The following is a 24,431-nucleotide window of genomic DNA, read 5'->3' on the forward strand; positions in this document are numbered from 1 at the left end:
AATAGGCGCGTAGAAGCGTTTCTTGAATTTAAAGCGCATATCGTCGTGTAACCATGCAATAAATATCAATAGTGATACCAGGCGTAACTTCGCAACCCAGTAACTGTGATCTTACTAACAAAGTCCTCGTCACCGTCTTGTTGTAGCCCTCAGTTCTCCTAGTATCACTCAAAAAGAAAGCGCTTTCTTTTAGAGGATGTAAGTAAATATGGAACATTGCAAAAACCTGGCAGCTTCGCCAGTTAAAGGACAATTCGTTGATATCAATGGCGAGCGTTTCTACCGAATAGAAAACGTCGATCATATGCCTCCATTTTTTATGAGTGTGGTATCGGCGGATGATCACTGGCTGTTTGCCTCTTCCACGGGCGCTTTGTCGGCAGGTCGCGGTAACCCGGAAAACGCGCTTTTTCCTTACCGCTCTGTCGATATGATCCACGAGAGTGCGGAAAACACCGGGCCGAAAACCTATATCCGCATTGAAGATGTGCATGGGGAGCAGGTGACATGGGAACCGTTCAACCCGCAACATGATGGCCGTTTTGATGTCAGCCGTGACCTCTACAAAAATGTGGTCGGCGATAAAGTGATTTTCGAAGAGGAAAACCGCTCTTTAAGCCTGACCTTCAGGTACAGCTGGGAAAGTGGAAGCCGTTTTGGTTTTGTTCGCCGTAGCGAACTTATCGACCATTCCGGGAAGGCGCGTTCAGTGGAAGTTCTGGACGGCTTACAAAATATCCTGCCACACAGTGCGCCCCTGCAAGCGCTGCAAACCCGCAGTGCGCTGGTGGATGCCTACAAATGGAACGAGCGGCTCGAGGGAACCACGCTTGCGCTGTTCACCATGTACGCCAAACTGAGCGATCGCGCTGAGCCGGCAGAAGCCCTGTTGGCGAACACGGTATTCAGCCTGGATAGCGATCCAAGAGACATTTTGCTGAGCAGCCAGCAAATCCCAGCTTTTCGCCGCGGTGAAGCGGTTGAACCTGAAACCCTGACCCGCGGTGTCCGCGGTGCATACTTTATCCATAAAACTATCACGTTGGGTGCCTTCGAAACCAACGAGTGGCTGCTAGTGCTTGATAGCGGTAAAGACCATGCTGACGTTGTCGAAATGCGCCGAGCGCTGAGCAGACCCGACGCACTGCGCGAAGCGGTGCTGGCTGACTGTGCCCAGAACCGTCAGGCACTGTTTGCCCTAATGGGTGCGGTAGATGGCTGGCAGTTCTCACAGGATGAAGCGACCAGCACTCATCACTATGCCAACGTCTTGTTCAACAGCATGCGTGGCGGGGTGTTTGAACAAGGTTACCTTTTGAGAAAAGACGATGTGGCGGCAACGGCGCATAAAACCAACCAACAGGTTTTCTTTCGCAACCGCGCATTCTTTGATGCCTTGCCGGAAAGTTTCAGCCACGAAAGCCTGATTAAACGTGCCGAGCAGGAAGATGATATTCAGCTGCTGCGCCTGTGCTACGAGTACCTTCCGTTGACCTTTGGTCGCCGCCATGGCGATCCGAGCCGGCCGTGGAACCATTACGACATCAAGGTGCGTGACCGGGAAGGGAATCCGTTGCTGGCGTATCAGGGCAACTGGCGTGATATTTTCCAGAACTGGGAGGCACTGGCGCTGAGTTACCCCGGCTACCTGCGTTCATTTATTGCCAAGTTTGTTAACGCCTCGACTGTGGATGGGTATAACCCTTACCGTATCACCAAAGAGGGAATTGACTGGGAAGTGCTGGATGCGGAAGACCCATGGAGCAACATTGGCTACTGGGGCGACCACCAAATCATTTACCTGCTCAAGTTCCTTGAATGGTCGGAGCGATTCGAACCGGGCCAATTGGCGGCAAATCTTTCACGTGAAATCTACAGCTATGCCAATGTGCCTTACCGCATCGGGGATACCAAGACGCTGTTTGATAACCCGAAAGACACCGTCACCTTCGACGCTGATCTGCACGCGAGAATTGAATTCCTCACGACCCAAATCGGCAGTGATGGAAAGCTGCTGCTCGATACTGATCGCGAAGTGTATCTGGTCAATCTCACTGAAAAGCTTTTGGTTCCGCTGCTTTCGAAACTCAGCAACTGGGTGGTGGACGGCGGGATCTGGCTCAACACCCAGCGTCCGGAATGGAATGATGCCAACAACGCCATTGTAGGCAATGGACTGTCCATGGTGACGCTCTACTACATGCACCGTTACGTGGTATTCATGCAGCAACTGTTCAACCACGCGCCGGAGAAAGTGCGCCTGTCAGAAGAAGTGGCACACTGGCTGCGCGATACCTCAGACGTTCTTGAACGTGCCTGGGGGGATGTGAAAAGAAACAGGGTGACGCGCCAGACAAAACACAAATTGCTGACCGAACTGGTCGAAGCGGCCAGCCGATACCGGCACGCTGTTTACGGACAAGGTGGCTTCAGCGGCAAAATACTGGTGAATAAAACAGAGATCGAATCGCTGCTGGAAACCAGCCGTTTGCTTCTGCACAGCTCAACGCTGCATAACCTGCGTGAAGATGGGCTTTTCAACGCCTACAACGTGGTGGGATATAACGCCGAAACGCTGGAAAGCTATCCACTCTACCCCATGCTGGAAGGACAGGTCGCAGCACTCAGTTCCGGTGCTTTGTCTCCTGAGCAAGCAGTTTCTTTGTTGGATAAACTGTTTGCCAGCGCCATTTACCGTGATGACCAGCAGTCATTCATGCTCTATCCGGACAGACAACTTGCCGGATTTGTGCGCAGAAACGGCATGGATGCGGGAACCGTGCGTAAAAGCCCTTTGCTTTGGGATATGGTCCAGCGCAAGGACAAGCGGATAGTGATCAAAGATGCCGATGGTACTTTCCATTTCAACGCGGCTTTTGAAAATGCTGGCGTGTTAAAGTCAGCACTGGAAACTGTGCGTGCAGATTATCCGCATATTGTGGATGAAGAGTTCTCCCATGTGCTGGATATATATGAATCTGTGTTTAACCACCGCGAGTTTACCGGGCGATCAGGTACCATGTTTGGGTATGAAGGCTTGGGCTGTATTTACTGGCACATGGTCTCCAAGCTGTTGCTGGCGGTGCAGGAAGCCTATTTCGCAAGCTGGCAAGCGAACCCGGACAGCAAGGAAACCAATGCGTTGGCGGCACACTACTACCGCGTCCGCGACGGTATTGGTTTCAACAAAACACCTGAAGCGTATGGCGCGTTCCCAACCGACCCTTACTCACACACACCGAAGCATGCCGGAGCCCAGCAACCGGGCATGACAGGGCAGGTGAAAGAAGAAGTGATCACCCGTTTCGGTGAGTTGGGAATTGGGGTGGAGGAGGGCATACTCCGCATCGCGCCTTCTTTGTTGCAGGCTACTGAGTTTTCCAAAGATCCTTCCGTGTTTAACTATGTACGGGAAGGAAAGAAGGAAACCGTTGCGCTGTTAGCCGGTGAATTGGCGTTTACCTATTGTCAGGTGCCGTTTGTTTACAAACTGCGTGATAGTGAGCGTACCCACATGATCGTGACAATGATGTCAGGTGCCCGGTTGCCGGTTGAGGGTGACAGGTTGCCGAAGTCAGTTTGTCAGGCGCTTTTCGCCCATGCTGGAGAGATTGCGAAAATTGAAGTCTGGATCCCGCAGTCTTCCCTGTATAAAGCGATAGCCTAAACAGAAAAACCGCCCTGACGATAACGCCAGGGCGGTTTTTGTTTGTAGGAAGAAGCAGTTATGCGTTGAGGTTTTTCACTGAACCACGCGCCATTAATGTAGGAAACAGGCGCGATTTAATCGCATCAATGGGTTTGCCATCCAGAATATTCAGCACACCTTTCGCCGCCTCGCTCGCCATCTCCTCCAGCGGGAAATTAATCGTTGAAAGACTCGGCGTCATGTATTGGCTGTAGGCGTGATTATCAAAGCCGACAATCGAAATATCCTCGCCCACAATCAATTTGCGTTCATGGCACACTCCATAGGCTGCGAGGGCGATACTGTCATTGAGACAGAAAATGCCGGTGATGCTACTGTCCCTGTCGAGCAGGCGACGCACGGCTAAATCGTTGCCGTCGTGGTCAAAGCGTCCTTCAACCACCAGATTCTGATCGTATTCTATGCCGTATTTCTCCAGCGCATTCCGGTAGCCCTGCAAACGCTCGCGGCTGTCGATTTTGCTGAGTTGGCCGGTAATACAGCCAATGCGGCGGTGACCATTCTGGATCAGATACTCGGTGGCAATGTAACCGCCCAATTCATTATCCATGCAGATACACTGATCTGAAATCTCTGGGATGTACCGGTTCATCAGCATGGTGGCGGGGGTTTTCTCGACGATTTTCAGGATGTCAGCGTCTGTCAGCATGTCTGACGTAAGCACTAATCCATCAATCTTTTTCGCATTGAGAAAACGGATGGACTCCTGCTCTTCGTCGTACTTTTCATGCCCGCTGGTGATGATCAGGTGGTAATTTTTCTGGCGGACAACTTTTTCGACGTGGTGCATCAGCGGGCCGAAGTAGGGGCCATCAAGGGTACCTACTAACATGCCAATACTGAGGGAGCGATTGGATGCCAGGGCCTGCGCAAACGCATTGGGTTGATAACCCAGCTTTTCGATGGCATCAAACACTTTCACCCGGTTCTTCTCTTTCACCGAGGCATGGCCATTTAGCGCTCTTGATACGGTGGACTGAGACACGTTAGCGAACTCGGCCACTTCTTTAATGGTAATCAATGTATCTTTCCTTCAATCCCTGATGATTGCAGCGCGCTGCTATCTACCCTGATTTAGTTTGTGAAAGGGCTTTCTTTACCTTCCTTGCCACTTTCCTGATAGGCAGGCTGGTGGGTAGGTGGTGAAAAGTTATGCAGTGTGTGCGGCGTTTCAATCGTACGGCGTTATTTTTGCCATGAAGCGATACGATTTGCAAAACTGAACCTAAGCAATAACTGCAAATTAGCAGACTTTGATAGCCATTTACTCAATTTTGAGTCACAAGGTCAGCGATATGCACCCGGTTTGCACATGGGGGAAGCCTTACTGGCAATCCTTCAGGGCATTGAGCAAAGCATCAACTTCATTCTGACTGAACACGGCAATGCCATTTTTTCTCAGCAGTGCTGTGGTTACGCCCTCACCACTCACCTTTTGACCGCTGAACTTACCGTTATAGATTAGCGAGCTACCACAAGAAGGGCTGGACTCTGTCATCAGTGCAAACCGGATCCCTTGCTGCTGGCAAATGGCCAACGCTTTCTTCGCACCCTCGCAGAATGCGTCTGTCACATCACTGCCGGTGGTGGCGATCACTTTTCCGGCTCCTGACCATACGCTTTCCCCATTCGCTAAATCAATTTCCGCCGGCGGGCGGGGTGTGCTCAGGCCTCCCGCCACTTCCGGACAGAAAGGAACCAGTTGGGCTTTCCCTTCAAGGGTTGTAAACGCTTTGTGTGTCTGGCGCAGGTCATTCCCATCGTAACGGACTTTTTCGCCCATCAAGCAGGCACTGACTAACACTTTGATCATTTTGAATATTCACCTAACTGATAAGGGTGTCGATAGTAGCACGCCCTTGCTTTACCCGGCACTCATTCGCCGTTTTACAATTGTGCAAATAAAGGAAAGAAACTTTTGCAGCGTTTTTTTTCGCGAAGACATTGAGTAAAGCGGCATTCAGTCAAATACTTTAGGTTACCTGTGCAACAATTCGGCAGGATAAAGGAGGGGTGTCAGGCCATGTCTGAAATGCTGCAACAGTATCCAACCATTAATGGCAGGGAGATCCATGTAAGGACATGGAACCCTGAAGGCGGGGAAACCGTGATTTTCTGGCACGGGCTTGCGCGTAACAGTATCGACTTTGTCGAGATTGGTGCTGAGCTGGGCAAGAAAGGGTATCGCGTGCTCGCTCCCGACACCCTGGGGCGTGGCCTGTCTGAATGGGCAGAAGATCCGAAAGCAGAATACAGCTATGCCAACTACATGGATTTGGCGATAAAGCTGATGGACTTTTATTGCTGCGACAAGGTGCACTGGGTTGGTACCAGCATGGGCGGACTCATTGGTATGCTGCTTGCCGCCAGTGACGAGTATTCCGACAGGATAGGCTCTCTGGTGCTTAACGACATTGGCCCGGAAGTGCCGCAGGAAGCACTGGAACGCATCGTCAATTATGTGCAGTCGCCACTGACATTTCGCCGTTACAACGAAATCAACCAGTACCTGCAAACCCTCTACCAGCCTTTTGGCCCGCATACTTCACACCAGTGGCAGGTGATGATTGCTGCTTCCGTCAGGCGTTTGGACAACGGCGATTACACCACCCATTATGATCCGCAAATACTCGCGAGCTATGAGCCCAGTTCAACGCCGATTAATCTTTGGCACCAGTTTGCCAAAGTGCAGGTTCCTTTGATGCTGATGCACGGATTACATTCTGACGTTCTTACTAAAGACATCGTGAAGAAAATGCGCGAGATGCAGCCGGACATGGCGGTAAATTATTATCTGGGCTGTGGGCACGCTCCCAACCTGTTTTTCAAATCCTACCGTCAGGATGTCGAAAACTTCATTGAAGCCAACCCAATCTCTCCGATTAGCCATGCAAGGCGCAACGCGGGCTGACCCGAAACAGCAATAAAAAACGGCCTTTCTTTGAACAGAAAGGCCGTTTTTGTATTTTCAGCTCAATGATTTATTTGGATGCCCAGAGATGAAGCAATTCAACGGCAATGGTCGCGCCGGCCAGTGAGGTAATTTCCGCGCTATCGAACGGCGGGCTTACTTCCACCACATCCATACCGACAATGTTGATGCCGCGAAGTCCACGAAGTATTCGCAATGCTTTATCTGAGGTAATGCCGCCTATCACAGGCGTACCGGTACCCGGCGCATGGGCGGGGTCGAGGCAATCAATATCAAAGGTTACATAGGCAGGTTTTGCACCAACCAGCGCCTTAATATGGTTGGCAATGTCATCGGCTGTCATGTCGTTTGCCGCTTCTGCACAAATCACATTGAATGGATGGTTGTCCCTGTCGTAATCGGTGCGGATACCCACCTGCACTGAAACTGCCGGGTCAATCAGCCCTTCTCGGGGAGCGTGGTAAAACATGGTGCCGTGGTCGTATTTGCTGCCCTGACTGTAGGTGTCTGTATGGGCATCAAAATGGATCAGTGCCATTTCACCGTGTTTGGCGTGGTGCGCCCTGAGCAATGGCAGCGTGACAAAATGGTCGCCGCCCAGAGTAAGCAGCGCCTTGCCGGCAGCCAGGATCTGGTTGGCAGCGGCGGTTGCTGTGTTAAGGAAATCTTCACTGTCGCCACAGGTAAACACCATATCTCCCGCATCAACAATATTGCACTTGTCTTTCAGCGCGAATGGCCAGGGGTAGCGCTGGCCTTCCCAAGCCAGATTAACCGATGCGCGGCGAACGGCATCAGGCCCAAGACGCGCCCCGGAACGGCCGGTGGTTGCCATGTCGTAGGGCATGCCCAGCACTACGATATCGGCTGCAGTATCAGTGGGATCTTTCACCATCGGAAGACGGAGAAAAGAGTATGAGTTGGCAAAGAGTGAATCGTCTTTACGCGAAAAAACATCTTCCATAATCAGCCTCATAACCGTTAGCGGTAAACACTATTTCTACAAGTTAGCAGTTGGCAGGGAATGCTATGTCTATTTTCTGCGGCATTAAGCAATTCGTTGAAAGCCTTGCAAGCCACTGTGCGTTCCTGTGACCTCTTTCGATATGTTGGGGTGTGAACCAAATTTTTAACAAGTTTGCACAACTATCTGGTCTATATAACTTAAAGCCTCATGACTGATGGTGATGGGTGATGGGTGACGGGGAGTCAGTTTGAGATCAGGAGACAGAAAACATGGCAACGACGCGAAGCAAGAAAAAGCCCACCGTGTGTTTAGTGCTGCAAGGCGGCGGCGCTTTGGGTGCGTACCATATTGGCGCTTATCAGGCATTGGAAGAAGCTGGCTTCACGCCAGACTGGTTCGCCGGGATCTCCATTGGCGCGTTGAACTCTGCCATTCTCGCCGGGAATAAACCCGAAGAACGGTTGCAAAAGCTGGAGCAGTTCTGGAACCGGATCTCCCGTCCTGAAACAGACTTTCCCATGCCTGACAATATGGCAATGGCATATAACACCTACAGCGCTTCGCAGGCGTTGATGTTCGGCCAACCTGATTTCTTTGTCCCGCGTCCACTTAACCCTTGGCTGGCACCCGCAGGGGAGGCAGCGACCAGCTTTTACGATACCAGCCCTCTGCTTACTACTTTGGCGGAGCTGGCAGATTTCGATTTGATTAACCAGAACAAAGCAAGGCTGACGGTAGGGGCAACGCGGGTTACCGACGGCGAGCTGGTCTTTTTTGACAGCAAAACCGAGGATCTTGGGCCCGAGCATGCGGTGGCGAGTGGCTCGCTGCCGCCGGGCTTTCCGGCTACAAAAATTGATGAAGACCATTACTGGGATGGCGGTGTCGTCTCCAATACCCCGGTAAATGGCTTGCTGGATTTAGCTGGGCCATCAGAGGATCTGCTGATCTTTATGGTCGACTTGTGGGATTCGAAAGGGCCTTTGCCCCAAACCATGAGTGAAGTGTTGTGGCGCGAAAAAGAAATCCGCTACGCGAGCCGCACCAGTGAACATATTGAAGCCTTGATGGCGAAAAGAAACCTGGACTATGTGCTGGCAACCCATCCTGAGCTGGTCGACAGCGAACAGGCACCGAAAACCACCAAGCTCCGCTCCGGCAGAAAAGTCGATATCGTCCATATCACGTTTGAGCCGCTGAAAGGGCATATTCCGTTGAGCGATGCAGAATTTTCACGCCGATCAATCCGGTTACGCCGTGAATGCGGTTATGAAGATATGAAACAAGCATTGGCGGAGTCACCGTGGACGCAACAGAATGAAGGGTTGCCGTGCCACTACTACAAACGGGGCTGTGAAGGGCATTGGGATGATGCCCAAAAGCTCGAATAGGGCAGACCCTAGCGATGAAAAATCGTTTCGAAAGCTAAAAGTTTGGAAGCAAAAGGTTAACGGTGGATGAACAGTTTCGAACCTTAAGGAAACAAAGGAAAGAAACCGGAAAAAACTTATGTGATTAGTCGGGAAACCTATAGGCGGCAAGGGGCGATTAGTTTAGACTACGCCCTCTTTACCCATCCCCATCCGAGGTAATCATCATGTCTTTACCAAATTGCCCAAAATGCAACTCTGAATACACTTACGAAGACGGCGCACTGTACGTATGCCCTGAGTGTGGTCACGAGTGGTCTCAAGATGCATCTGCAGATGCAGAAGAGACAAAAGTCATCAAAGACTCTAACGGCAATGTACTGCAAGACGGTGACACTGTTACTGTTATTAAAGACCTGAAAGTGAAAGGCTCTTCTCTGGTCGTTAAAGTGGGTACCAAGGTTAAGAACATCCGTCTGGTAGACGGTGACCACGATATCGATTGTAAAATCGACGGTATCGGTGCGATGAAACTGAAATCAGAATTCGTTAAGAAAGTGTGATTCAGTCTTAACCGCGAAAAAAGCCGCGCTTCAAAGCGCGGTTTTTTTGTGCCTGTAGAACTGGACTCAATGCCCGTTTGCTGCGTATAAACCTACTAAGCCCTAAGGTCAACAGACCCTAAGATCTGAAGATACAGAATTCAGTCAATCTCACTGAATTCTGTATCTTCAGGATGTTTGGGTATAAACACAGTGGAGGGGAGCGCGCAGTGGCAGACAGCAAAGACGGCAAGAAAGTCCCAAGTAACCGACTCAGCAGGGTTGGCATGTTTGGTTCAGTGGTAACCAAAGTGGCGACCAATATGGCAGCAGAGGGCGCAAAACAGTGGATGTCTGGCAAACGCCCGAGCAAAAAAGACCTACTTCTGACACCGAAAAATATCGCCAATATCACAGACCAACTGGCGCAGCTTCGTGGTGCAGCGATGAAAGTCGGTCAGCTACTCAGTATGGATGCCGGAGACAGCCTTCCCAAAGAGCTGACGGATATCCTCGCTAAGTTACGTTCTGATGCATCGCCAATGCCTGCCAAGCAACTGGCAGCCGTTCTCAGCAATGAATGGGGTAGTGATTGGCAAAAGCACTTTATCTCGTTCAACTTCAAGCCGATCGCGGCCGCATCGATTGGTCAGGTGCATTTTGCCTATGCGGACGATGCGTCGGAGCTGGCCGTTAAAGTGCAGTATCCCGGCATAAAGAAAAGTATCAGCAGCGACGTCGACAATGTGGTGACCTTACTGCGTATCACGGGTCTGATCCCGAAAGAAGTGGACTACAAGCACCTGCTGGAAGAAGCCAAGAAGCAGCTTCATGATGAAGCCGACTACGCCCTTGAAGCCTCGATGGCTGACAGATTTTACAACTTGTTGCGTCACGATCCGCGCTTTGTGGTGCCTGAAATCAGACCCGAACTGACTACCCCTTCCATCCTGGCTATGAGTTATGAGCAGGGTGAACCCATCGAAACGTTGCAGGCACTGCCCCAGGCTGAAAGAAATACCCTGATTGAAAACCTGTTTGAACTGCTTTTCCGCGAAGTGTTTGAATTTCGCCTGGTGCAGACAGACCCCAATTTTGCCAATTACCTCTACCAGCGAGACAGCCAGAAGATAGTGTTGTTGGATTTTGGCGCAACTCGGGAATATTCCGAAACCATCGGTGAGGGTTACCGCCAGTTATTGACGGCAGCAATGCACCGCGATGAAGCGCGTCTGGCCGATGCGATGTCGCAAATCGGTTTTTTCAGCGACCACATATTCCCCGAGCAGAAAGCGGCGGTGGTGAACATGGTGATGACGGCGTGTGAACCGTTAAGTTGTGGTGACATTTATGATTTTGGTAACACTGACCTTGGCAGCCGGTTACACGATGCTGGCATGGCGTTAAGCATGGAACAAGGTTACTGGCATACGCCGCCAGCCGCGGCCTTGTTTTTGCACCGGAAAATTGGCGGCTTGTATTTGCTGGCAGCAAGGTTGGGAGCGAAGGTGAATCTGTCTGAACTCTTTGCGCCGTTCCAGCTTACTGCCGGAGAAAACTACCCGGAGCGCGTGGCGAATTGATAAAAGCCACCCGGCATCTTCAGGTTGTTTAGGTATATCAAATAACTGCCACAAATGGCCTGTTAATATGGGCGAACAGGCAATGGCATGCAGGAAACAGAATATGTCCGCACGATTATTCCAGCATCTGGAAACCATATGGAACTACCAGTTAATGGGTCACCAGTTAGAGGCAGCCGACTGCCTGTTCGTACTATGCAGTAACGATTTACGTGTCGCTGAATATGCTGCGCAACTTTATAAGCAGGGATTGGCGCCTTATGTGATGGTATCAGGTGGTAAAGGGCGCTTTACGGAAGACTTTGATCAGTCTGAAGCTGAAACCTTTGCCGACGTGTTGATGGATGAAGGGGTACCGGCATCGGCATTGTTACTTGAAACCGAGGCAACGAATACCGGAGAAAACATGACACTGTCACATGCTGTGATGATTCAAAAAGGGCTGCACTTTTCCCGTTTCATTCTGGTGCAGAAGCCATTCATGGAAAGACGTGCGTACGCCACGTTTCTGAAGCAGTGGCCGGGTGAGAAGGAAAGCGTGATTTGTACCTCGCCGCCGATCGACTTTATCGATTACCCCAACGATTCTCTGCCTTTCGACCATGTTGTCGAGGCGACACTGGCTGATTTTGAGCGGGTACGTGATTACCCGGCGCTTGGGTATCAAATCCCACAAGCCATTCCCGAACATGTACTCGAAGCGTATTCGGAACTCAAAAAACAGGGGCTGTGACAGCCCCCACTTTTTTGCGCAGACTTAATAGCTAAACCGCCCAATCATGGTGTTCAGGTTTTCCGCCTGTTCACTCACCCCATCCATGTTGTCGTTAATCCGGTTAAGGATCCGCGAGCATTGCTGGATATTCTGGCCAACATTGCTCACGCCATCTGAGGCATCCCTGACCCGGTCAAACTGCGCCTTGATAGAAATATTTACCCGGTCGAAGTTGGCACAGACTTCCTTACTGGAATCGGTGATTTTACTCAGTAAATCGCCGGAGATATTGACCTTTTCAGCCCCAACAGTAATGCGCTCGTCCGATTCTTTAATCAGTGCTGAAATCTCTTTCGCCGCTTCCGCACTGCGCTGGGCGAGGCTGCGTACTTCACCGGCCACGACCGAGAACCCGCGTCCCTGCTCACCGGCACGGGCGGCTTCGACACTGGCGTTCAGTGCCAACAGACTGGTCTGGAAGGCAATACCTTCAATGGTACTGATGATTTGCTGCATCTTGCGGCTTGAGTCGGTAATCGACATCATGGCAGATTCGATTTCTTTCACCAGCACTTCACTTTCATGGGCGTGATCCAGCGCTTTCTGCGACACACCGACAGAGACTTTGGAATGATCCAGTGTTTCCTCGATATTGCTGCGCATGGCTTTCATCAGCAGTGAAACATCCTTGAGCTGCTTAACCTGAGTGTCGAGCTGCTCATTCAGGTCAGAGACCTCAACGTTGGTTTCTTCCGAAGTGTTGGTGAGGTTGCCGGCGGAAGACTGGATTTCGCGCATCATTTCAGCAAGGGCGGCTAGGGTTTCATTGATACCCGCTTTGAGCTTTTTATAGTCGCCGGAAACGTCAAGCGTGAAGCTGTCGGTAAGATCGCCTTTGGAAAGCTTATCCAGCACTTCACGGGTGTGGGTGAGGGTGTCGTCGATATTCGCGGCGGTCTGGTTAACGGTTTTCGACAGTGCCAGCAAATCGCCGGAAACATCCTTCGTTTTGCAGCGGGCAGAAAAGTCACCGTCGGATACTTTACCGAGCACGGTGCCAATGTTGCCCAATACGCCGTCGATGGATATGGACGCCTGGTTGACTGCTCGCTTCATTTCGTTGAGCTTGCCTTTTGCTTCCACATTCACTGTGCCACCAAATTGGCCGTCACTGAGCGAATGCATCACTTCACAGATTTCAACGACCACGCGCTCGGTGTCGGCAATCGACTGGTTCATCAGCTCTTTTAACGAGGCCAGATCTCCAGCCGCTGGCGCAGTCACCCGATGGCTGTAGTCGCCACTGGCAAGGGCGGACATGGTTTTCTTGGCATCATTGATAAATGCGGCGGTGGTTTTCGCAGAAGTATTGACCTGTTTTTTCAGCGTTTCCAGCTGACCTTTGGCGTTGGTGCTTACCTGACTGCTGAAATCCCCCTGTTCGATTTTTGCCATCACGTCGCCAATGTCGGTTACGGTGGCTTCAATTTCGCTGGCGAACTGGTTGATGCTGAGTTTGAGCTTTTGCAAATCGCCCGTCATGTCAGAGGTGACGCGCTGGGAGAAATCGCCTTCTGAAAGGCCATTCATGGTGGAGGAGATATTGACCACCGCCCCTTCAAGAGACGCCAGCATGGTGTTGAGCGCTTCGGCCGCCTGACCGGTTTCGTCTTTGCTGTGAACAACAGCGCGGTCGGAGAAATGCCAGTTTTGGCGCAGTTTAAGGATAAAAGCGGACAAATCCTGTATTGGTTTGGCAATCAATTGGCCGACATGACGGGCAGAGAGGATCACCAGCCCGACCAAAATAACGGCCATGATGAGGTACACCACTTTCAGGTAAAACGCTGCGGCAAGGGCTTCACCTACTTCTTGTTCAACCACCACAATCCAACTGGTGTCGTCGCCAATTTGCATTCGGTTGAACACAGTGAACACGTCCTTGTCGCGGTAGTTCTCACCGTGGAAAGCGACAGGAGAGAAAGGAGCGCCGCTTTCCAGTGCATAGTCAATGGCCTCAGAATTCAGCGTGAGGTTATTGCGAAAGGAGTTCACCACCGTCATTGTGTCGCTGCGGAAGGTGTCAGAGCGCAGCTTGCGGTCGGTTCCGATAATGTAGGATTCCCCGGAACGCCCCAGACCGTAGTCTTTATTCATCACCGCACTGATTTGATCCAGCGGTAACTGGATGATGAGTGCTGCTTTGGGAACACCGTTAATGTAAACGGGCGTCGCTGCAAATCCTGCCGGTGAATCATAGGAAGGCAGGTATTGGGCATAGTCGTTAAATACCGTTTCGATCTCTTCACCGGACTGGATTTTCTGTTTCAGGGTGCCAAATACCTTACCCAGACCAGACTGCGCATAGGGACCGTCTTCCAGGTTGGAAGCAAAATCGATCTCTTTAAAAACGGAATAGACCACATTGCCAGTCGCTAAATCGACCAGAAAGATATCGTAGAAGCCGAAGTTGGAGACGTATTGCCTGAAATCGGCATGGTATTCCTTGTGCACCAGATCGTAATTGGTCGTGCCTGCCTGACGCAGTTGGTCTTTTTGGCCGACCGGATAATGGTTGTTGGAGATGTAAGCGTTTTGTAAAGCAATGGACGTTGGATTCGCGCCGTCCAGCAACAGACCCGTATCAATGTCTGACCCGGTCTGGGCTTTGTAGCTGGTGGCAAAAACATTGTCGTAAAAAGCAGACAGGGACTGCATCTTGGTCTGCATCTGTGTGGCACCGTCGTAACGGTTAAAAGCGTCGATAAAGCGGGGGGTCGCCTCAATGGTGGCTGGGTTAGTAGCTATGCTTTTCAGGATGGATTTGGAGTTATCGAAATAGTTTTTCAGTGAGTCTGATTTGAGCTGCGCAATGGCAAGTAATGCCTCGCTTTTCTGCTCTTCCAGGGAACTTGAAGAGTTATACAGGCCAATCAGGGCTGTAAGGACAGTGGGAACAAGACCTATAACACACAGAATAACGGTCATTTTTTTTACGAGAGGATAATCCTCAAATTTCTGTATCCAGGTCTCGAGCACGAGTAACTCCTCCAAAGATAGAAGTGTCTTATTGTTAAGAGTGTAGGTGGGATTTTTGCTTTTGGGGAATGTGCCAGCCTTATCCACTGGCGGATTTTCAGTAACATACCCATCAATGTTAAAAGACCCAATGGATGAGGAAATTGTGTGACTGGATCACGCCAAAACCCACAGCTTAACTACGCTGAACTTAACAAGGCACTCGCTTTTGTGATTCTTATGCTCGGCGTGGCGTTTGGCATTATGAATTTGCAATTGGCCTTTTCAGACGAGCACCAGAGCATATGGCTGGGAGTGCTGTACGGCTTTTTAGGCTTTATCGGGATTTTCGTTGCGATATTTTGGGTGTTTGATTCCTACAACACGGAAGTCACTGCAAACCATGTCGCCAAAGGAAAAACCCAGATCCGGTGGGAAGAGGTCACTGACGCAAAATCAAACGACTTCTCGATGGTGATTCTAAGTGGTGATACGCGGGTAGTGATTAACTATTACGCCTATCGGGAGCCGGAAACGCTGCGGGAGAAGATTCCCCAACTTATCGCTTCACACAGGCAAAGTGCGCCGTAGCGGATTTACTTTTCCTGCCGCCCTCAATGGGCGGTTATTGATTGGACGCAGGACGCACGGTTTTTTTGCCCAAAGGGCGGTCTGCACTGATCCGCATTCCGCCATATTCAAACAGGTGGCTTGTCGCGAGTTTGCCATACACTGGAATGGTGTTGCCTATTGCTACTTCGACATCTTCACCGCATTTCAATACCAATTCCCGGTCATTCGCGTAGAGATAGAGAAAGCTTTCACTCCCCATTTTCTCGACCGCAAAGACTTTTCCACGGATCTCGTAATCGGCATTTTCCGGTGAAAGCGAAAGGTGTTCGGGACGTACCCCCAGATACATTTTGTTTGAAGTTCGTGCCCGTGCTTTTAATGGCATGGTCAAGGTGTGGCTGCCCAGTATGAAGTGATCTTTGTTTCCGACCTTGGCCTGTTCAACGCGCAGGAAGTTCATGGCGGGCGTACCAATAAAACTGGCGACAAAGCGGTTGACCGGGTTGTGGAACAACTCCATGGGCGAGCCCTGTTGCTCAATTTTGCCTTTGTTCAGCACCACAATGCGGTCTGCCAGCGTCATGGCTTCCGTCTGGTCGTGAGTAACATAAATCATGGTGGACTTGAGCCGCTGTTTGAGCTTGATCAGCTCCAACCTCATGCCTACCCGGAGAGCGGCATCTAGGTTGGACAGTGGCTCATCAAGCAGGAACAGTTTTGGATCGCGGCTGATGGCGCGTCCAATGGCAACGCGCTGGCGCTGACCGCCGGAAAGCTCGCGGGGTTTGCGGTTCAGCAGGTGGCCTATTTGTAACGCTTCTGCAGTGCGGCGCACGGTTTGCTGGATTTCGTCTTTGGGCAAACCGGCGATTTCGAGCCCGAAGCCAATATTCCGCTCTACCGTCATATGTGGGTAAAGCGCATAGGACTGAAACACCATGGCAATGCCGCGGTCAGCGGGTTCACCCTGGGTAACGTCATCGTCATCAATATAAATGCGGCCAGTCGTGACCTTCTCCAACCCGGCGATAATACGCAGCAGGGTGGATTTCCCGCATCCGGAAGGGCCAACCAAAACGCAGAATTCCCCATCTGGAATATCGAGGTTCAAAGGCAGGATCACCCGCTGGTTGCCGAAAGATTTACTGACATTGTCTAATTGCAAAGTCGCCATAATTCTTCTCCGTTAGCGGGTTGGGGATCGCATTGCCATAGCCCGGTGTTGGTGCCATTGCCCGCGGTAGGCATCGGATAGCGCTTTCACCGTCGATGACGGCACCTCAGACATGGAAAGCACGGCGCGGTTATCCGGAATAAGGGCGTCCGCCGCCAGTAAAGCAGCGCCCACCGCGCTGGCATCTGCGCTGTCTGAAACAAAACAGGGAACTGCAGTCACTTGGGCGATGATGTGCAACAGCGGTTGGATATGTGTGCCGCCGCCGGAAAAGTGCAGGGCTGATACCTCCACGCCGCAGGCTTTGGCCTGAGTGACAATGTGAGCAAATTCCAGTGCGATGCCATTAAATGCGGCCCTGACCAAATCCAGATTGCTTGAGTGAACGGTGAGGTTTCCCCAGCTGGCCGTGATTTTATGATTGGGCTCGGGGGCGCCGGAGCCAGATAAAAAGGGCAGGAATAGTACCTCTGTTTCGTGACCAAGCGTTTTCTCACTCAGGGCGATAAACGCCTCCCGGCTCAGGTTAAGTGTGCGTTGCAACCACAGAAGGGTCGGGCCTAAAGCGGGAATGGTGCCGATAACCTGAAGATGTTCACCAAACCCAAAAGGGAACAGATGAAAGTCGCCCGTCCAGTCAGACGAGAGGTTTTCTTTCCTCAGCGGAAATGAAAGCACACCGGATGTCCCTAAAGAAACGGAAACAATGCCTGAGCGGTAACCGCCCACGGCGCGCGCTGCAGTTGCCTGATCTCCGGCACCAGTAACAAGCAGGATAGGCTCGCCGCGATGGTCTTTAGGTGCATAGACACCGCTGATGGCTTTGGCGTCGTCCAGTTGCGGCAGAGCAGACGGAGGAATGTCTGCCATTTCCAGAATACCGCTTTCCCAATCGTCAGTGATGGCATCGTAACACTGCATACCGGCGGCTTCATTTCTGTCAGTAACAAAACGGGCAGAAGGGTCGATAAGCTGTCGCAGATAATCTTTGGCGCAATACAGGCGTGAAGTTTGGCGCGGAAGCGCAGGATTCTGCTCTTTCGCCCACAGCCATTTCGCCAGGGTAAAATCCGGCAGCGGAATGTTGGCTGTTTTGGCGACCCACTCGGATTGCGTGAGGGGAAAGCGGGCGAGCGCGGCATCGCCATCCATATCCAGCCAGAGTTTAACCGGTGCAATCAATTGCTTTTTATCATCTACCGCGAGCAGGGTGTGCATCTGTCCGCTAAAACCGATGGCTTCAGGCAGCGCTACGTTGACCATTTCATCCAGCAGAATATTGGCGACACGCCACCACTGAGCCGGGTTCCGTTCCGGTGCGCCTTCATCGTTGTAAGCCTGTGTCGATGACCAAACCAAGCGGCAATGGTCACCCTCCACTTCAACCAAAACGGCTTTCATGGATGATGTGCCTAAATCAATGCCGCCGAAAATCCGTGTCATGGAATGCTCCTTATTCCGTTAACCTTTCACCGCACCGGCTGTCAGGCCACGCACAAAGGCGCGTTGAACCGCGACATAAAGCAGAATGAGCGGGATTGCGATGATCACCAGAATGGCAAACAGCGCGCCCGGATTTGCCATGTAAAAGCCGGAATACTGCATGGGAATAATGGTGAGGGTTTTCATTTCCGTTTCGGTCATGATCACCAGTGCGAGAAAGAACTCATTCCAGGTGGTGATGAACTGCCAGATAGCCACGAAGACCAGCGCAGGGCGGATAAGAGGCAGGGCGATATGCCAGTAAACCTGGAAGGTGGTGCAGCCATCAATCCTTCCGGCGTCAAACAGCTCTTGCGGCGAGTCTTCCAGAAAGCCTTTGAGTATCACCACCGCAAAAGGCACGCCGAGGGCAATGTACGGCAGGATAAGTCCAGCGTACTTGTTCACCCAGCCAAAGGTTTTAAGCAGGATAGCGAGCGGCAGCACCAGGGATGCGATAGGCACCATCAGGGTGGTCAGCAGAATGGCATACAGAAGCAAGGAGCCAGGCAGGCGCAAAATGGTAATGGCGAAAGCGAACAGAGATGAGAGCGCCAGCACCGCCACCACAGTCGCCAGCGTGACAATCAGGCTGTTGATGAAAAAAACGTAAAGCGGGTTGTCGGAAATGACCGTAATAAAGTTGTCGAAGGTGATAGGCCAGACAAACAGTTGGGGGTCAAACACCTGAGCCGGAGAGCGTACCGCCATGGTGAACATGTAGACTTCCGGGATCATCCAGATCATCAGCACAACCAGCAAAACCAGATGGATGATGATGCGTCGGCGTCCGGCTGGGTCAGCAAGGGCATTGATAAAAGAGTGGATCATGCGCTTTTCCTCCCGCCGCTGCCCAACTGACTGCCTAGGAACAGGATTTGCACCACAGACAGCACGAAAGCGATAAGCAGGACAATCACTGACAGTGCTGCCCCGGTGCCGAGATCGCCCAAAACAAAGGATTGCTTGAAGATATAAGTGCCGAAAATTTCACTGGCATGGTTGGGGCCGCCGTTGGTCATCAAAAACACAATCGGGAAAGTCTGCAGGGTGCCGATAATACCGAGCAATAGCAGGGATTTGGTGACGTTGGACAACATAGGAATGATCACGGACACAGCAAGGCGGTAGCCGCGTGCACCATCAACCCGTGCGGCTTCCAGTATCTCTTTTGGCAAGTTGGTTAAACCGGCGATGTACATCAGCATGGAAAACCCTGTCCATTGCCAGATGTTCACCACAATCAGTGCGTAAATGGCGCTATCCGGATCCCCTAAGGGGGATGTAGCTAAGGTGACCCCAATCAGTTTGAGATACTCCTGACCAATGCCGTAATAAGGGGCATAGATTTGCAGCCAAATCAGGCTGACAACAGAAACGGAGGTCACAACGGGCAGGAAATACATGGTGCGGAAAAAGGTGCGCCAGCTGTCGGTATAGAACTCAATAAAGTAGGCGATGCTCCCCCCAATCAACATCTGTACCGGTATGGTGATGAGCGCCCAGAGGAACATGTTTTTCATCACCGTCCAGAACACAGGGTCGGTCAGCACGGCGAAATAGTTATCGATGCCGACAAATTGGGAACTGGCGGCGCTGGTGCCGGTAAACAAGCTTTCGACGGTCACCCAGGCAATGGGGTAGGCAATGAACGCCATAAACACGACAGTTGCGGGAACCAGAAAAAGATAGCTGCTGAGCCCACGCAACCAGACGGGGGAATGAAGCCGGGTAGTCGGCGTCTTTACGTGTCGATAATTCGGCTTCATTAGGGTTCCTTACATCGGGACGCCTGAAGGCGGGCACCTGAAACCAGATGCCCGATAGCGCGGCTATTTAGCCAGTACCTTGTCAGTGGCCTGCTGCATTTTCTCCGCGCCTTGTTGTGGTGTCATGCTGCCTGCAGCCACACCGGACAGTACATTTTCCAGCGCATCAGAAATAGCGGGCTCTGCAAAACGCTGGTTTTCCGCAACGGCCAGATCTTTCATGAACCGTGCAGACATCTCTTTAACATGCTCGCTGATATCGCCCTGCGGCAAATGACCTTCAAAGGCAGGCAAATCGTTCAGGTCGTTGAGTGCCTGTTGCAATCCCGCACCGTTCACCAACGAAGCGAGGAATTTCCACGCTGCCGGGTTGTCTTTGCCGTTTTGCGTCAGGCCATAACCGATATCAATGCCGCCAACCGGTGGCGATGCCCGTTCGGAGTCCGGCATGGCAGGCAGCTGGAAGAAATCGAAGCCATCCATATTCTGAACATACTCAGAGAGGGGAGGCGGGAATTTACTTTCCTGCATCCACCAGGAGCCGAGCGCCATCATGCCAACCCGTCCCTGTGCAAACAGCTGCGCGCCAGTAGGGTAGGCGTGTGCGCCCAGTGCCCCTTTTTGGAATACTTCATCATCAAACAGCTTTTTCCAGGCCGCCAATGCTTTGACCATGGCCGGGTCAGTCCACTTTGCGTCACCATACTGGGCTTTTTCAGCCATACCGGGAGCATATTGGTTAGCAAGCATCAGGAAGACATTGATGTTCTGCCAACCGTCTGCAGCGCCCTGAAACATAGGGATCAGCCCGTTTTCAGACAGGGTTTTTGCGGCAGACACTAATTGTTTATAGTCGGTGGGGACGGTAATACCGAATTTTTCAAACAATTTGCGGTTATACCACACCGCCAGCACCTGAGATTCCTGCGGCAAAATATAGTAGTTACTGTCGCCTTCCGGATTACCCATCAGCATCTGTTTCACGTTGATAGGGAAAATGGATTTAATCCAGTCTTCGCCCCATTCGCTTGCCGCCAACGTATTCAATGGCGTCAGGTTATCGCGGTAGCGCTGCGTAAATGCGCCGGGCTGCAAGCCGATGACATCCGGCAAGCCACCGGAAACCGCGGCGGCTTTCAGCGCAGTCAGGTACTCGGGCGAATAGTTGTAGTAGGTGTATTTGACGTCGATATCGGGGTTTTCTTTTTCAAAAGCCGCAATGGACTTTTCCATCGTGCTTTGGATAAACCACGACCAAACAGTGACCGTTTCCTTTGCGTAAACGGGTTGGGTCAGGCCTGCCAGTATCAGCGCACTGGCGGCAAATTTCAGTCCTGTTTTCATCTGTTTACTCCTGTTTTTCGGGCGTTATAGCTGCCCGTTCAGAATGATTCAGGCGGCACCTTTCGCGGTGCAAAGCGATGTAAGCCGCTCTACAAGTGGCGAGCCTGCCAAGCCAAATGATTCCATGAGCGCATCCGGGTGACCGGATTCACCAAACCTGTCGTTGATCCCGATTCGGTGGATCAAGTGAGGCATGGCGTGTTCGTCCAGCAAGAAGCTGACTGCATCGGCAAGGCCACCGTGCACGGAGTGCTCTTCCACCACGGCGACGGGTGTGTCCCATTTCGCCAGCGAGGCAGCGAGTTCCCTGCCAAGGGGTTTGATGCGGGTAACGGCGATAACCCGTGCTTCGAGTCCCCGTTGCGCCATGACATCTGCCGCAGCAAGCACTTTCGCGGTCAATGTGCCGGTGGTGAGTACCGTGACGTCACTGCCTTCGCGCATGACACGGAATGCCGGGGTGCCATTTTCAGGGTGGGATTCCGGTGCCAGCAGGGTTGGCGAAGGGAAGCGCGAAAGCCGCACATAGGTTGGCCCTTGATACGCGAGGATCTCTTCGGTTACCCAGGCAAGATCATTGGCATCAATCGGGGAGTAGACGCGGATATTGGGAATCGCACGCATGATGGCGATATCTTCCACTGCCTGTTGGGTTGCGCCATCTTCACCGAGGTTGATACCGCCGTGGAAGCCGAAAAACTTCACGTTCAGTTTGGGGTAGGCCACAGAGATAGCAATCTGGTCGCAGGCGCGGCGGGTTAGGAAGGCCGCGAAGGTATTCACCAGCGGGATTTTGTTCATGGTGGCAAGCCCGGCGGCAATGCCGACCATGTTCTGTTCGGCGATCCCGATATTCATATGCCGCTCAGGCCACTTGTCAGCAAAGCCGGAGGATTTGGTCGACTTGGACAAGTCAGCATCCAGCATCATGACATCCGGCTGGGATTCACCCACTGCCATCACAATGCGCGCGTAGGCATCGCGCAGTGAAATGGGTGTCAGGTGTTCAAAAATCGCAGTGTGGCTCATTGCATCACCTCCTCACAGGCTTTTTGGTATTCCTCGTCACTCAAGGCGTGGCTGTGCCACTCCACTTTGTTTTCCATAAAGGAAACCCCAGCACCTTTGGTGGTGTGCGCAAGTATGCAGCGAGGGCGGTCTCCCGGTGCGTCACAGGTTGCCCAGTCAATGGCATCAACCACTTCTTTCATGTCCTGGCCGTTGATTTCAGTGACCGCCCAGCCGAACGCATTCAGCTTGGGGATGTAAGGGGTAATGTTCTGGATATCTTCCACCCGCCCGTCATTCTGGATGCCGTTGGCATCGATAATCGCAACGACCTGACGGCATTGGTGGCTGCCTGCATAGGCAATGGCTTCCCAGACCTGACCGGAATTCAACTCGCCATCGCCCAAAATGACGAAGGAGAAATGATCGCGGCCAAGAGTTTGAAGGATTTGCGCCTGACCAATGCCCACGGAGAGCCCTTGCCCCAGAGAACCGGTCGACATTTCCACTTCGGCCAAGCGGCTTCTGTCGGGATGACCCTGCAAGCGGCTGCCGAGGTGCCTCAGTGTTTTCAACTCTTCTTCGGGGATCAGGTCACACAGTGCCAATACCGAGTAAAGCGCAGGAACAGCGTGGCCTTTTGACAGGATGACGTGGTCGCGGTCGATGCGCGAAATCCACGCTTTATCGGGTTTAATCCGCCCAAGGTAGAGCGCAACCAGAACATCGATACAAGACAGACTGCCGCCGGGGTGACCGGAGCCAGAGGCGTATATCTGGTCGAAAACATACTTTCGTGCCTGCTTTGCTGAAGCCTGCAGGGGTTTTATGGCGGTGCTTTCAGTCATTGTCTGATCCTTTTGGTTTCGTTGAACAACTTGCCCCGATCGAGCGCGCTATCAACCTGAGCGGATATCTCGAGCATGTCCGGCGAATCGATAACCAGACATTGATAAATCACTTCGTTAAACATGATTTGCATCAGCCGATTCATGGCCGCATCCATGCCGTAAAGCCCGGTTCCCGGGGGCATAAGCAACGTAAGGTCGGCTAAATCATTCAGTTCGGAATGGGTTTTGGCGGTAACGACCATCAGCTTGGCGCCGCGCTCTTTGATGGTTTGGGCAACACCGATCATTTCCCGGGTCATGCCGGAGTAGGAGATAACAATGCCCAGGTCGTCTGCGGTCATCAGGGATGCCTGAACCAGTTGGGTGTGGCAATCAAGGTCAAAACTGATGGGCATGCCAATGCGCAAAAGGCGTTGGTATAAATCCAGCGCAGCAATGGAAGATTGCCCTGCGCCAAACGCAATAATGCGTCGCGCCTTACGGATTTGGGTGAGTACCTCTTCCAGCACATTGGATTGGGCGAGGATGTCTGAAAAGCGCAATGAACGCACAGAGGCGTTTTGCAAGATCTTCTCAGCAATCACGGATGGAGTGTCGTCAGCCGAAATGTCGGGGCCATTGCCCGGATTGGCATCCACCTTGGCTTTCATTGCGCGGCTGGCTTTGAGCAATTCTGCCCTCAGCTCCTTCTGCCCGGAACAGCCAAAACGTTTGGCGAGTCGCCCGATGGTGGCGCGGCTGGCGCTGGCTTGCTCGCAGATCTTGTCCGTACTGAGCGTGGCGAGCTGATACTCGGACAGTGAAAGTAACAGGGCGACCAAGCGCTTTTCTGCCGGGTTCAGTTCGGCCTGAGACATTTCACTGATCAGGTTTTGTTTGTTAGTAGAGGTGTCCATTTTTCCTCACTCACTGGCTTACTTCTCGTGAGTCAAATTGATTCATGTGTGGCGAATAAATGACCTGAATGAGTTATGGCGCATCATTGTGGGGCTGATGTGTATCAGATCGTGGAAAACGACGTTTTACCGTCTGGCATACCACGTCAGAGGAGGTCTTACCGATTGATTAGATGAAGGAAAGCGGAAACAAATAAATTTCGGTGAGTTTTTTCAACGGAAATGGCAGTGCGGTTAGCCATTGTTTTTGGCATAGCTTGAGGATGTGAATAGGGATTTTTACGTGGTTATGCTTTAAATGCCTGTTTCGCTGGCAAGCCTTGCCCTGGGTGAGGATGCAACAAAAATCCCCTGATGCGGCCTAATGAAACAGAGTGTAGAGAAATCGCTTTCGTTGATTCCTTTGTATTCAAGGTAACAAAATCGGGTGCATCATTGTGGTGCATCCCTGTACTAGAGCGATATTCCTTTCTTTAATATGAAGTTAGTCAGTAGAGA

At 51.9% G+C, this 24,431-nt stretch carries 19 protein-coding genes; 7 read left to right on the plus strand and 12 right to left on the minus strand.

Going from position 1 to position 24,431, the window contains the following annotated elements:
* The first annotated feature begins 208 nt into the window (after window positions 1-208).
* Entirely contained in the window at window positions 209-3,667 is a 3,459-nt protein-coding gene (locus KU854_RS00350) for a hypothetical protein (protein ID WP_218356519.1), read from the plus strand.
* Window positions 3,668-3,725: 58 nt separating this feature from the next.
* On the opposite strand, the gene KU854_RS00355 is transcribed toward KU854_RS00350, so the two are convergent.
* Both KU854_RS00355 and KU854_RS00360 read right to left on the minus strand, forming a co-directional pair.
* Complete coding sequence (locus KU854_RS00355; RefSeq protein WP_218356520.1) at window positions 3,726-4,730, minus strand: LacI family DNA-binding transcriptional regulator; 1,005 nt, start codon at window positions 4,728-4,730, stop codon at window positions 3,726-3,728.
* A 303-nt stretch (window positions 4,731-5,033) separates the two neighbouring features.
* Complete coding sequence (locus KU854_RS00360) at window positions 5,034-5,522, minus strand: 2-thiouracil desulfurase family protein (RefSeq protein WP_218356521.1); 489 nt, start codon at window positions 5,520-5,522, stop codon at window positions 5,034-5,036.
* A 210-nt stretch (window positions 5,523-5,732) separates the two neighbouring features.
* Between KU854_RS00360 and KU854_RS00365 the strand changes: the two genes are divergently transcribed.
* Entirely contained in the window at window positions 5,733-6,620 is an 888-nt protein-coding gene (locus KU854_RS00365; protein ID WP_218356522.1) for an alpha/beta fold hydrolase, read from the plus strand.
* A 70-nt stretch (window positions 6,621-6,690) separates the two neighbouring features.
* Here the strand turns inward: KU854_RS00365 and speB are convergent, their stop codons facing one another.
* On the minus strand, window positions 6,691-7,605 hold the full coding sequence (speB, locus tag KU854_RS00370) for an agmatinase (RefSeq protein WP_218356523.1): 915 nt from the start codon (window positions 7,603-7,605) through the stop codon (window positions 6,691-6,693).
* Between the two features lie 272 nt (window positions 7,606-7,877).
* Between speB and KU854_RS00375 the strand changes: the two genes are divergently transcribed.
* The 4 genes from KU854_RS00375 to KU854_RS00390 all read left to right on the plus strand — a co-directional run bounded on the left by KU854_RS00375 (window position 7,878) and on the right by KU854_RS00390 (window position 11,836).
* Window positions 7,878-8,999 (plus strand): patatin-like phospholipase family protein, encoded by a 1,122-nt coding sequence (locus KU854_RS00375; protein WP_218356524.1) that lies wholly within the window; start codon window positions 7,878-7,880, stop codon window positions 8,997-8,999.
* Window positions 9,000-9,205: 206 nt separating this feature from the next.
* Window positions 9,206-9,541, plus strand: a complete 336-nt coding sequence (locus KU854_RS00380) for a zinc ribbon domain-containing protein YjdM (RefSeq protein WP_054779678.1) — start codon at window positions 9,206-9,208, stop codon at window positions 9,539-9,541.
* Window positions 9,542-9,714: 173 nt separating this feature from the next.
* Window positions 9,715-11,103 carry an ABC1 kinase family protein gene (locus tag KU854_RS00385; protein ID WP_218356525.1) on the plus strand — a complete coding sequence of 463 codons (1,389 nt, stop codon included), beginning with the start codon at window positions 9,715-9,717 and terminating at the stop codon, window positions 11,101-11,103.
* A gap of 103 nt (window positions 11,104-11,206) precedes the next feature.
* Complete coding sequence (locus KU854_RS00390) at window positions 11,207-11,836, plus strand: YdcF family protein (protein WP_218356526.1); 630 nt, start codon at window positions 11,207-11,209, stop codon at window positions 11,834-11,836.
* Between the two features lie 24 nt (window positions 11,837-11,860).
* On the opposite strand, the gene KU854_RS00395 is transcribed toward KU854_RS00390, so the two are convergent.
* Window positions 11,861-14,806 carry a methyl-accepting chemotaxis protein gene (locus tag KU854_RS00395; RefSeq protein WP_218356527.1) on the minus strand — a complete coding sequence of 982 codons (2,946 nt, stop codon included), beginning with the start codon at window positions 14,804-14,806 and terminating at the stop codon, window positions 11,861-11,863.
* A gap of 198 nt (window positions 14,807-15,004) precedes the next feature.
* Between KU854_RS00395 and KU854_RS00400 the strand changes: the two genes are divergently transcribed.
* The gene (locus tag KU854_RS00400) at window positions 15,005-15,427 is read left to right on the plus strand and encodes a hypothetical protein (RefSeq protein ID WP_218356528.1); all 423 of its coding nucleotides are present in this window, start codon (window positions 15,005-15,007) and stop codon (window positions 15,425-15,427) included.
* 34 nt (window positions 15,428-15,461) lie between these two features.
* On the opposite strand, the gene KU854_RS00405 is transcribed toward KU854_RS00400, so the two are convergent.
* The 8 genes from KU854_RS00405 to KU854_RS00440 all read right to left on the minus strand — a co-directional run bounded on the left by KU854_RS00405 (window position 15,462) and on the right by KU854_RS00440 (window position 23,933).
* Entirely contained in the window at window positions 15,462-16,583 is a 1,122-nt protein-coding gene (locus KU854_RS00405; protein WP_218356529.1) for an ABC transporter ATP-binding protein, read from the minus strand.
* A 12-nt stretch (window positions 16,584-16,595) separates the two neighbouring features.
* Complete coding sequence (locus KU854_RS00410; protein ID WP_218356530.1) at window positions 16,596-18,026, minus strand: FGGY family carbohydrate kinase; 1,431 nt, start codon at window positions 18,024-18,026, stop codon at window positions 16,596-16,598.
* An 18-nt stretch (window positions 18,027-18,044) separates the two neighbouring features.
* Window positions 18,045-18,896: a carbohydrate ABC transporter permease gene (locus KU854_RS00415; protein ID WP_218356531.1), complete on the minus strand. Its 852-nt coding sequence runs from the start codon at window positions 18,894-18,896 to the stop codon at window positions 18,045-18,047.
* Window positions 18,893-19,834 carry a carbohydrate ABC transporter permease gene (locus KU854_RS24720; protein ID WP_255555310.1) on the minus strand — a complete coding sequence of 314 codons (942 nt, stop codon included), beginning with the start codon at window positions 19,832-19,834 and terminating at the stop codon, window positions 18,893-18,895. Before KU854_RS24720 ends, KU854_RS00415 begins: the two co-directional genes overlap by 4 nt.
* Before the next feature lie 63 nt (window positions 19,835-19,897).
* A complete protein-coding gene (locus tag KU854_RS00425) occupies window positions 19,898-21,178 on the minus strand; it encodes an ABC transporter substrate-binding protein (protein ID WP_218356532.1) in 1,281 nt (426 codons plus the stop codon).
* 48 nt (window positions 21,179-21,226) lie between these two features.
* Window positions 21,227-22,207, minus strand: coding sequence for a transketolase family protein (locus KU854_RS00430; protein WP_218356533.1), 981 nt, complete (start codon window positions 22,205-22,207; stop codon window positions 21,227-21,229).
* Complete coding sequence (locus KU854_RS00435) at window positions 22,204-23,034, minus strand: transketolase (protein ID WP_218356534.1); 831 nt, start codon at window positions 23,032-23,034, stop codon at window positions 22,204-22,206. The genes KU854_RS00430 and KU854_RS00435 overlap by 4 nt, the downstream gene beginning before the upstream one ends.
* Window positions 23,031-23,933 (minus strand): MurR/RpiR family transcriptional regulator, encoded by a 903-nt coding sequence (locus tag KU854_RS00440; protein WP_218356535.1) that lies wholly within the window; start codon window positions 23,931-23,933, stop codon window positions 23,031-23,033. The genes KU854_RS00435 and KU854_RS00440 overlap by 4 nt, the downstream gene beginning before the upstream one ends.
* Window positions 23,934-24,431: the final 498 nt, after the last annotated feature.

The organism is Enterovibrio paralichthyis (assembly GCF_019209835.1).
Classification (GTDB): domain Bacteria; phylum Pseudomonadota; class Gammaproteobacteria; order Enterobacterales; family Vibrionaceae; genus Enterovibrio; species Enterovibrio paralichthyis.

Excerpts from the sequence above, each read along its gene's own strand:
- KU854_RS00350 (WP_218356519.1), top strand. The coding sequence starts at position 209 with ATGGAACATTGCAAAAACCTGGCAGCTTCGCCAGTTAAAGGACAATTC.
- KU854_RS00360 (WP_218356521.1), bottom strand. The coding sequence starts at position 5,522 with ATGATCAAAGTGTTAGTCAGTGCCTGCTTGATGGGCGAAAAAGTCCGT.
- KU854_RS00365 (WP_218356522.1), top strand. The coding sequence starts at position 5,733 with ATGTCTGAAATGCTGCAACAGTATCCAACCATTAATGGCAGGGAGATC.
- speB (WP_218356523.1), bottom strand. The coding sequence starts at position 7,605 with ATGGAAGATGTTTTTTCGCGTAAAGACGATTCACTCTTTGCCAACTCA.
- KU854_RS00375 (WP_218356524.1), top strand. The coding sequence starts at position 7,878 with ATGGCAACGACGCGAAGCAAGAAAAAGCCCACCGTGTGTTTAGTGCTG.
- KU854_RS00380 (WP_054779678.1), top strand. The coding sequence starts at position 9,206 with ATGTCTTTACCAAATTGCCCAAAATGCAACTCTGAATACACTTACGAA.
- KU854_RS00385 (WP_218356525.1), top strand. The coding sequence starts at position 9,715 with ATGTTTGGGTATAAACACAGTGGAGGGGAGCGCGCAGTGGCAGACAGC.
- KU854_RS00390 (WP_218356526.1), top strand. The coding sequence starts at position 11,207 with ATGTCCGCACGATTATTCCAGCATCTGGAAACCATATGGAACTACCAG.
- KU854_RS00395 (WP_218356527.1), bottom strand. The coding sequence starts at position 14,806 with ATGACCGTTATTCTGTGTGTTATAGGTCTTGTTCCCACTGTCCTTACA.
- KU854_RS00405 (WP_218356529.1), bottom strand. The coding sequence starts at position 16,583 with ATGGCGACTTTGCAATTAGACAATGTCAGTAAATCTTTCGGCAACCAG.
- KU854_RS00410 (WP_218356530.1), bottom strand. The coding sequence starts at position 18,026 with ATGACACGGATTTTCGGCGGCATTGATTTAGGCACATCATCCATGAAA.
- KU854_RS00415 (WP_218356531.1), bottom strand. The coding sequence starts at position 18,896 with ATGATCCACTCTTTTATCAATGCCCTTGCTGACCCAGCCGGACGCCGA.
- KU854_RS24720 (WP_255555310.1), bottom strand. The coding sequence starts at position 19,834 with ATGAAGCCGAATTATCGACACGTAAAGACGCCGACTACCCGGCTTCAT.
- KU854_RS00425 (WP_218356532.1), bottom strand. The coding sequence starts at position 21,178 with ATGAAAACAGGACTGAAATTTGCCGCCAGTGCGCTGATACTGGCAGGC.
- KU854_RS00430 (WP_218356533.1), bottom strand. The coding sequence starts at position 22,207 with ATGAGCCACACTGCGATTTTTGAACACCTGACACCCATTTCACTGCGC.
- KU854_RS00435 (WP_218356534.1), bottom strand. The coding sequence starts at position 23,034 with ATGACTGAAAGCACCGCCATAAAACCCCTGCAGGCTTCAGCAAAGCAG.
- KU854_RS00440 (WP_218356535.1), bottom strand. The coding sequence starts at position 23,933 with ATGGACACCTCTACTAACAAACAAAACCTGATCAGTGAAATGTCTCAG.